The sequence below is a fragment of the Mesorhizobium sp. M7A.F.Ca.MR.362.00.0.0 genome, from assembly GCF_004023175.1.
In the GTDB taxonomy this organism is placed as follows: domain Bacteria; phylum Pseudomonadota; class Alphaproteobacteria; order Rhizobiales; family Rhizobiaceae; genus Mesorhizobium.
Genome location: NZ_RZTF01000184.1, coordinates 3,613 through 12,258 on the forward strand (window position 1 = coordinate 3,613; position 8,646 = coordinate 12,258).

7 protein-coding genes are annotated in these 8,646 nt (G+C 63.6%); 5 read left to right on the plus strand and 2 right to left on the minus strand.

What is annotated here, in order from left to right:
- Positions 1-465 (plus strand): FAD-binding oxidoreductase (locus EOC06_RS43040; RefSeq protein WP_245469864.1); only part of this gene is annotated, 465 nt, incomplete at its 5' end.
- A gap of 262 nt (positions 466-727) precedes the next feature.
- A complete protein-coding gene (locus tag EOC06_RS21175) occupies positions 728-1,552 on the plus strand; it encodes an SH3 domain-containing protein (RefSeq protein ID WP_128308704.1) in 825 nt (274 codons plus the stop codon).
- Positions 1,553-1,564: 12 nt separating this feature from the next.
- Here EOC06_RS21175 and EOC06_RS21180 read toward each other — a convergent pair whose 3' ends face one another.
- Positions 1,565-2,311 carry an SDR family oxidoreductase gene (locus EOC06_RS21180; RefSeq protein ID WP_127268127.1) on the minus strand — a complete coding sequence of 249 codons (747 nt, stop codon included), beginning with the start codon at positions 2,309-2,311 and terminating at the stop codon, positions 1,565-1,567.
- A gap of 314 nt (positions 2,312-2,625) precedes the next feature.
- Here EOC06_RS21180 and zwf point away from each other — a divergent pair, with 314 nt between their 5' ends.
- The 3 genes from zwf to edd all read left to right on the plus strand — a co-directional run bounded on the left by zwf (position 2,626) and on the right by edd (position 6,690).
- Positions 2,626-4,095, plus strand: a complete 1,470-nt coding sequence (gene zwf, locus EOC06_RS21185; protein WP_127382692.1) for a glucose-6-phosphate dehydrogenase — start codon at positions 2,626-2,628, stop codon at positions 4,093-4,095.
- Positions 4,077-4,793, plus strand: a complete 717-nt coding sequence (gene pgl, locus EOC06_RS21190; protein WP_128308705.1) for a 6-phosphogluconolactonase — start codon at positions 4,077-4,079, stop codon at positions 4,791-4,793. Before zwf ends, pgl begins: the two co-directional genes overlap by 19 nt.
- A gap of 73 nt (positions 4,794-4,866) precedes the next feature.
- Positions 4,867-6,690 carry a phosphogluconate dehydratase gene (edd, locus tag EOC06_RS21195; protein ID WP_128308706.1) on the plus strand — a complete coding sequence of 608 codons (1,824 nt, stop codon included), beginning with the start codon at positions 4,867-4,869 and terminating at the stop codon, positions 6,688-6,690.
- Positions 6,691-6,758: 68 nt separating this feature from the next.
- On the opposite strand, the gene EOC06_RS21200 is transcribed toward edd, so the two are convergent.
- Positions 6,759-8,423 (minus strand): VWA domain-containing protein, encoded by a 1,665-nt coding sequence (locus tag EOC06_RS21200; protein WP_128308707.1) that lies wholly within the window; start codon positions 8,421-8,423, stop codon positions 6,759-6,761.
- Positions 8,424-8,646: the final 223 nt, after the last annotated feature.

Here is an 8,646-nt window from a genome sequence, read left to right on the forward strand (position 1 = left end):
GGGCTGCCGGGCGGCGAGGCGGTCGACGATTCGCGCTTCGTCGTGCGCTATTTCCGCAGATCGAAGGACGGGCGGCTGCTGTTTGGCGGACGCGAGGTCTATGGCGTCAACGATCCCCGGGATATCCACATCCACATCCGCCGCCAGATCGCGGAACTCTATCCGGCGCTCGGGGATGTCGAGATCACGCATGGGTGGGGCGGCTATGTCGGCATCACGGTGCCGAGAAAGCCATTCGTGCGCGAAGTGATGCCCAATGTCATCTCGGCCGGCGGCTATTCCGGCCACGGCGTCATGCTGTCCAACTTCTTCGGCAAACTCTATGCTGAAACCGTTGCCGGCAACCGCGACCGGCTGAAGCTGATCGAGGATCTGAAAATCCCGCCGTTCCCCGGCGGTCGGCGCTTCCGCACGCCGCTGCTGTTCCTGGCGCTCAACTGGTTTGCGTTGCGAGACAGGATCTAGCCGACCGACCTGATGTAATATTGTAATATTCATTGTAACATTTGTTGCCCGTGCGACGCATTGCGCAATTTCCCGCAAAGGCGCAGAATCCCCTATAATGGCGTACTGATGCCACAATCGCAGGCGAAAGCTGCCGGTTCTGGGCGATTGTTCGGGGATTGTTGCGGGACTGCCCGCGTTGTTTTTGGGACCTATGCGGATCAGACGCCGGACTTCCGGCACCGACTGAAAGAACGTCGGCCCGCTTATGGAGGTGGCAAGAGTGAGAGAGCCCTTCAGTTTCGGTACGCCGGAACGTCGGCGCTTTGCCATGCAGTTCGGATACGACATGCGGCCCTCTTTCTGGCAGGAAGTCCGTTCGAACTCGCATCTGGTGATCGCCGCGATCGGCACCGCCGCGCTGCTTGGCGTCGCCGCCGTAGCGCTGTGGCTGGCATTGCCGGCCAGCGACAGACAAGCGGCAGCGAGCCCCGAGCAGACCATTCCAACCGTTCCGGTGAAGACGACGAAAATAACCCCGGTTGGGGCCGCGGTCGCTGCGGCAGCCGTGCCGGAGGCGCGCAAGTCCGACGCAATTCCGACAACCGTGGCGGCCGCGCAAGCCAATATCCCCGCACTTGCCGCCAATGACCCGCGCTGGACCGGTTCCCAGCCAAAGGAAGCAACCGCGTCCGATTCGACCGCTCCCAAGGCAGCGGACAAGCAAGCGGCGGCATTTGCACAGCCGGCAGCCGCTACCGATGCTGCCACCGAACTTGCCAAGGTAGCCGCGCCCAGCGCAGCCGCGGGCAACCACCCCGACGGCGCACAAACCGCCGCCATCCCCGCGGTGCAGCCGCAAGAGCCAGCGGCAGAGGGCGATGACAGCCAAGCCAAGGCGAAGCCAAGGAAAGCCGCGGCCGCCGGAACAGGGCGCATCCTAAGGGCCGTGACCATGCGAAGCGGCCCGAAGAAAAATGCCGCCGCCATCGGTACGGTGCCAGCCAAAACCTCGGTGCAGGTGAAGAGCTGCAAGCAATGGTGCCAGATCACCTACAACGGCAAGACCGGCTGGATCTACAAGAGTTACATCAAGACCGGCGCGTGACGCCTGGCACTTTCAGATGCAGCGGCCGCCATCTACCTCCAGCGCCACGCCGGTGATGAAGGCGGCCTCGTCCGAGGCCAGCCAGAGTGCGGCATTGGCGATGTCGAGCGGCGTCGAAAGCCGGCCGAGCGGGATCGATGCGCGGAACTTCTCGCGGATTTCGGGCGTATCGGCGCCCATGAATTTCTCCAGCATGCCGGTCTCGCCGGCAACCGGGCAGAGGCAGTTGACGCGGATGTTCTTCGGCGCCAGTTCGACCGCCATCGACTTGGTGGCGGTGATCGCCCAGCCTTTCGACGCGTTGTACCAGGTGAGGCCGGGGCGCGGCCGCAGACCCGCGGTGGAGGCCGTGGTCAGGATGACGCCGCCGCCCTGCCGCTCCATGATCGGCACCACGGCAAGTGCCGCGTGATAGATCGCCTTCATGTTGACTGATGTTATCAGGTCGAAGGTCTCCTCGTCGACATTGAGCATATCGCCGTTGCGATGGGTGTAGCCGGCATTGTTGACCATGATGTCGATGCGGCCGAAGGCGCTTTTGGCGGCATAGACCATCTCGTCGAATTCGGAGCGCAGCGAGACATCGGTCTGGGTCCAGATCGCCGCTTCTCCGATCTCACCGGCGACGCGTTCCGCGCCCCTGGCGTTGAGGTCGGCGACAACGACCCTGGCGCCCTCCTGCGCAAAGCGCCTGGCGATGCCCTCGCCAAAACCCGACGCAGCACCGGTGATGATCGCAACCTTGTTTTCCAGACGCATGTTTTTTCCGCTCACTATTGGTGACGATCAACGGGCACGTCATTGGCGCTCATCCGCGCAAAGCCACGGCTTCTGACTGGATTGGCCGAAAGATGTGGAGCCATCGCCGATTTCTCCTTTGGCTTTCGCGTCGATCCCGCTCTATGCTGCAACTGCGAAGGCTTCCGGAGCCGCGCCTTCGACAAGCCTCCGGGTCATCGGACTGTCAAGGGGCAGGCGCATACACCCAGATGTGACACCATGGCACTGGAAAATTTAAATCGATTAGATTATATCAGCCGCGTCACAGCGACCGGCGTCAAAGCGGACAGACCATGACCAGCCAGATCATCCCCGTCGAGCCTTTCGACTTCATCATTTTCGGCGGCACCGGCGATCTGTCGGAACGCAAGCTTCTGCCGTCGCTCTATTATCGCCAGCGCGACCATCAGTTTTCGGAGCCGACACGCATCATCGGCACGTCGCGCTCGAAAATGAGCGACGAAGAATTCCAGGCCTTCGCCAAACAGGCGATCTCCGAGCACGTCAAACCGGCCGACATCGACGCCAAGGAACTGAAGACTTTCCTGGCGCGGCTGTCCTACGTCTCGGCCGATGCGACGAACGGCGCCGGATTCGACAAGCTCAAGAAGGCGATCGGCGACAGCGACCGCATCCGCGCCTTCTACCTTGCGGTGGCGCCGGCGCTGTTCGGCGATATCTCGCACAAGCTGAAAGAGCACAATCTGATCACGCCGAACTCGCGCATCGTGCTGGAAAAGCCGATCGGCCGCGATCTCGATTCGGCACGCAAGCTCAACGACCTGGTCGGCGACGACTTCCACGAAAGCCAGATCTTCCGCATCGACCATTATCTCGGCAAGGAGACGGTGCAGAACCTGATGGCGCTGCGCTTTGCCAACGCGCTCTACGAGCCGTTGTGGAATTCAGCCCACATCGACCATGTGCAGATCACCGTGGCCGAGACCGTCGGTCTGGAAGACCGCGTCACCTATTACGACAAGGCCGGCGCGCTGCGCGACATGGTGCAGAACCATATGCTGCAGCTGCTGTGCCTCGTCGCCATGGAAGCGCCATCGTCGATGGATGCCGACGCCGTGCGCGACGAAAAGCTGAAGGTGCTGCGGGCACTGAAGCGCATCAACGGCAACGAGGCGCCAAAGCACACCGTGCGCGGGCAGTATCGCGCCGGGGCTTCGGCCGGCGGACCGGTGAAAGGCTATGTCGAGGAACTCGGCAAGGATAGCAACACCGAAACCTTCGTCGCCATCAAGGCCGAGATCGGCAATTGGCGCTGGTCGGGCGTTCCGTTCTATCTCCGCACCGGCAAACGGCTGGCGACGCGGGTTTCGGAAATCGTCATCGAATTCAAGCCGATCCCGCATTCGATCTTCGGCGACAGCGCCGGACCGATCTTCGCCAACCAGCTTGTCATCCGGCTGCAGCCGGACGAAGGCGTCAAGCAGTTCATCATGATCAAGGATCCGGGTCCGGGCGGCATGCGGCTGCGCCAGATCTCGCTCGACATGAGTTTCGCGCAGTCCTTCGACGGCCGCGCACCGGACGCCTATGAGCGGCTGATCATGGACGTCATCCGTGGCAACCAGACCCTGTTCATGCGCCGTGACGAAGTCGAGGCGGCGTGGAAATGGATCGACCCGATCCAGAATGCCTGGGAAAGTGCCAGGCAGGAGGCGCAGGGCTACACGGCGGGCACCTGGGGGCCATCGGCCTCGATAGCACTGATCGAGCGTGACGGGCGGACATGGCACGAGAGCAATTGAACAGCGCCGCCTATAGCTGGAACGGCTTCGCCGGGCGCCAGGAACTGGCGGCCGCCCTTGCAGGTCATGCTGCAGGCAGACTGACCAAGGCGATCGCCGAGCGCGGCACGGGGTTGCTCGCCGTCTCCGGCGGCACCACGCCGGCAAAATTCTTCGCCGCCCTTTCAGCGATACCCATCGCCTGGGACAAGGTGATCGTGACGCTGGTCGACGAGCGTTTCGTGCCGGCCTCCTCGCCACGCTCCAATGCCGGGCTGGTGACCGCCAACCTGATGCAGAACGCGGCCAAGGCGGCTCGTTTTGTGCCGCTCTATCACGAAGCCACCAGCATCGAGGATGCGGCCTCGTCCGACGATGCAGCGCTCCGCTCCTTGCCCTGGCCGCTCGATGTCGTCGTGCTCGGCATGGGGCCGGACGGCCACACCGCATCGTTCTTTCCCGATGCCGACGATCTGGCGACGCTGCTCGACCCGTCTTCCGACAGGATCGTGCTGCCGGTTCATGCGACAAGTGCGGGCGAGCCGCGGCTGACCCTGTCGCTGGCGCGCATCGTCGAAGCCGGCTTCATCGCGCTGCACATAGAGGGTGAGGACAAGCGTATCGCCTTCGACGGCGCGGTGGCGCCCGGGCCGCGAAAGCCAATCCGTGCCGTGCTCGATGCAGCGCATAAGCCCGTAGAGGTTTTCTGGGCCCCCTGAATCTCGATTTACTCTGGTCCCGGCAAACGGCGGGAGGATGTTTCCGGGACCTCGCCTGAAAGGACCGACCGCCATGACCGCCAGACGCGACATCGAAGCCATCACCGAACGCATCCGCCAGCGCTCAAAGCCAGGCCGCGAGCGTTATCTCGGCCGCATCGCCGAGGCATCGAACCGCACCGCCAACCGGGCTGTGCTGTCGTGCGGCAATCTCGCCCACGGCTTTGCGGTGTGCAGCCCCTCGGAAAAGCTCGCGCTGGGCGCCGACAAGGTGCCGAACCTCGGCATCATCACCTCCTACAACGACATGCTGTCGGCGCATCAGCCGTTCGAGACCTTCCCCGCGCTGATCAAGGACGCGGCACGCGAAGCCGGCGGCATTGCGCAGGTGGCCGGCGGTGTGCCGGCGATGTGCGACGGCGTCACCCAGGGCCAGCCCGGCATGGAGTTGTCGCTGTTTTCGCGCGATGTCATCGCCATGGCCGCAGCGATCGGCCTGTCGCACAACATGTTCGACGCCGCCGTCTATCTCGGCGTCTGCGACAAGATCGTGCCGGGGCTGGTCATCGCGGCACTCACCTTCGGCCATCTGCCGGCGGTGTTCATTCCGGCCGGACCGATGACGACCGGCCTGCCCAATGACGAGAAGGCCAAGGTCCGCCAGCTCTACGCCGAGGGCAAGGCCGGGCGCGCCGAACTGCTGGAAGCCGAGTCCAAATCCTATCATGGGCCGGGCACCTGCACCTTCTACGGCACGGCGAATTCCAACCAGATGCTGATGGAGATCATGGGCCTGCACACGCCGGGCGCTTCCTTCGTCAATCCCGGCACGCCGCTGCGCGAAGCGCTGACCCGCGAGGCGACGAAGCGGGCGCTGGCGATCACCGCGCTCGGCAACGCCTATACGCCTGTCGGCCGGATGATCGACGAGCGCTCGATCGTCAACGGCGTCGTCGGCCTGCACGCCACCGGCGGCTCGACCAATCACACCATCCACCTGATCGCCATGGCGGCGGCGGCCGGCATAGCCATCACCTGGCAGGATATTTCCGACCTTTCGGAAGCCGTGCCGCTGCTGGCGCGGGTCTATCCGAACGGCCTCGCCGACGTGAACCATTTCCACGCCGCCGGCGGGCTCGGCTTCCTGATCCGCGAACTGCTCGACGAAGGCATCCTGCATGAGGATGTGCAGACGGTGTGGGGCGAAGGCCTGCGGCCCTATGCGGTCGAGGCAAAGCTCGGCGCCGACGGCAGCGTGGCGCGCGAGGCCTCGCCGAAGGCAAGCGGCGACGAAAAGGTGCTGGCGCCGTTCAACAAGGCATTCCAGGCGACCGGCGGCCTGAAGGTGCTGTCAGGCAATCTCGGCCACGCCGTCATCAAGACTTCCGCGGTGAAGCCGGAGCGGCGTATCATCGAGGCGCCGGCCAGGGTCTTCGACAGCCAGCAAGGGCTGAACGATGCGTTCAAGGCAGGCACGCTGACCGGTGATTTCATCGCCGTCATCCGCTTCCAGGGGCCGAAGGCCAATGGCATGCCGGAACTGCACAAGCTGACCACCGTGCTCGGCATCCTGCAGGATCGCGGCCAGCGCGTCGCGCTGGTCACCGACGGGCGCATGTCTGGCGCCTCCGGCAAGGTGCCGGCGGCGATCCATGTGACGCCGGAGGCGGTCGAGGAGGGTCCTATCGCCAGGATCCATGAAGGCGACATCATCCGGCTCGACGCCGAAGCCGGCACACTCGAAGTCCTGGTGCCGGCCGGGGAGTTCGCCTTGCGCCGGACGGCGGATGCCGATCTTATCGGCAACGAGTTCGGCTTCGGCCGCGAACTGTTTGCCGGCTTCCGGCAATTGGTCGGCCGCGCCGACCATGGCGCCAGCGCCTTCGGCACCGCTTGACGGCAGTTCTGCGTCGTTCATGAAAAAGGGCGGCACATGGCCGCCCTCTTGCGGTTGTGCATACGATTCTATTGCACGGTTAGCTCGGCTCGCTCGCCGGCCTTGACCGTCACGTTGCCTTCTTTCGAACTGTTGTCGGATTTCTCCGAAACGACGGCGTAGTCGCCCGCCGGGATCGCTGCCTGATACTTCTGGTCGAATGCATAGCCAAGCGACTTGCGGTTGCCGTTGATGTCCTTCTTGGCCTCGAAAATCTCGATCTTCGAGGCTCCGGGCGCGGTGATCGCCAGCACGCCGGCATTCATTGCGACCTTCAGATCCTGAAATTCGCCCACCTTGACGGTGAACGGCTGCTCGACGACGGCGAGATCAACCGTCGCAATCAACACATAGTCATCGGGCGGCAGATCGAATTTGCTGTCGGGTCCGTAGGCGTAGGTCACCTCGTCCCTGGTTCCATCGATCTTCTTTTTTGCCTTGAGCACCTTGAAGCCGATGCCTGAACCGTCCGCCTTGTCGCCGCCCGCAGCATAGTAAGCATTGGCAACGACATGGCCAACACCGGCAACCATGTCCTTTTCCACGGTCTTGCCGGCAGCCAGCGGAATCGTCTCGGTAGCCACGCCCTGCCCGATCGTGACAGTCACCTTCTGGTCGCCGGCCGGCAACACGGCTTTCGTCGTCCCATAGAAGGTGGCGGGCATGTCAGCACCAGGATAGTCGATGACGACAGCCGCGCCATCGACGACATCCGCCCCCGCGCTCGGTCGCGGGTGGATGATGAGCGTGCCGGCATTCAAGTTGAAAAGCGGCTTGTAGACCTGGCCGGCCTCGATCTTGACCTTCTGCTCGGTCTTGGCCTGGCCGTCACTGGCCACGACGATATAGTCGCCCGGTTCCAGATTGGCCTTGTAGGCGCCGTATTCGGTGCTGACGTAGTCGCCGCGCGTACCGTCGGGTTTGGCCTTGTAGATTTCCCAGGCGTTGCCGTCAGTGACGGGATCGCCGCCCTCGGCAAGCACCGCTATCGGCAGGAAATTGAATTCCGGTTTGGCCGGCTCCGGCGCGGGCGCTGGCGCAGGTGCCGGAGCCGGTTCAGGAGCAGGCGCCGGCGCCGCCACTGTCTCGGCAAGCGCCTCCTGCAACGCCTTCTCGTCGGAGGCCTGGATGTATTTGCCGCCGGTGTTGTCGGCGAGGCAGGCGATCTGCCGGCCCTCATCGGCGGTCAGGCCGAAACCGACGACATCGGCGGTGAAGTCGACGCCGGATGCCTCGAGCTCCTTGCCAAGCGCGCAAGGGTCACCCCCGCATGTTTCGAGCCCGTCGGTGATGAGCACGACGGTCGCCTTGTCCTCGGTGTATTTCAACGCCTCGGCCGCCTGCTTGACGGCAGCGGTCAGCGGCGTCTTGCCGAGGAATTTCAGGCTGTCGGCAGCGGCCGAAATGGCGCTGCCCGAACCTGCCTGCGGCGGCACGATCAGCTGGATGTCGTCGCAGCTGCCCTTTTCACGGTGGCCATAGGCCATAAAGCCGATGTCGTCGTCGGTGGGGACCGATTGAAGCACGGTTCGAAGCGACTCTCGGGCGATTTCGAGCTTGGGCTTGCCGTCGATCTGCGCCCACATCGAGCCGGACGCATCGAGAATGACGATGACCTTGTTTGCGGCGAAGCCGAACGTCGTCATCGACAAAAGGAGGATCGCCGCAGCGACGCCCCGTGCAAGTCCCGCCATCGAAATCTCCTAAATCCGCCCCTGATCCGGGCGGCAAGCTATTTGACGCGGCGCCGGGACACAAGTCCGGGCAGCCAGGTGCGTCGGGCTCCGAACTCAGCCTGACAAAGTCCTGACGACAGCCAGTTCGGCGACTTCGGCAGTTCCGGCAGCTTTCCATGATAGGAATTTTTCTTGACTCGGTGACCTCAGCTATGGTACATTTTTGCCTATGGTGCTGATT

What these genes read in the sequence shown, in the direction of transcription:
- EOC06_RS21200 (WP_128308707.1), bottom strand. Translation starts at nt 8,423, where the DNA reads ATGGCGGGACTTGCACGGGGCGTCGCTGCGGCGATCCTCCTTTTGTCG.
- EOC06_RS21180 (WP_127268127.1), bottom strand. Translation starts at nt 2,311, where the DNA reads ATGCGTCTGGAAAACAAGGTTGCGATCATCACCGGTGCTGCGTCGGGT.
- zwf (WP_127382692.1), top strand. Translation starts at nt 2,626, where the DNA reads ATGACCAGCCAGATCATCCCCGTCGAGCCTTTCGACTTCATCATTTTC.
- pgl (WP_128308705.1), top strand. Translation starts at nt 4,077, where the DNA reads ATGGCACGAGAGCAATTGAACAGCGCCGCCTATAGCTGGAACGGCTTC.
- edd (WP_128308706.1), top strand. Translation starts at nt 4,867, where the DNA reads ATGACCGCCAGACGCGACATCGAAGCCATCACCGAACGCATCCGCCAG.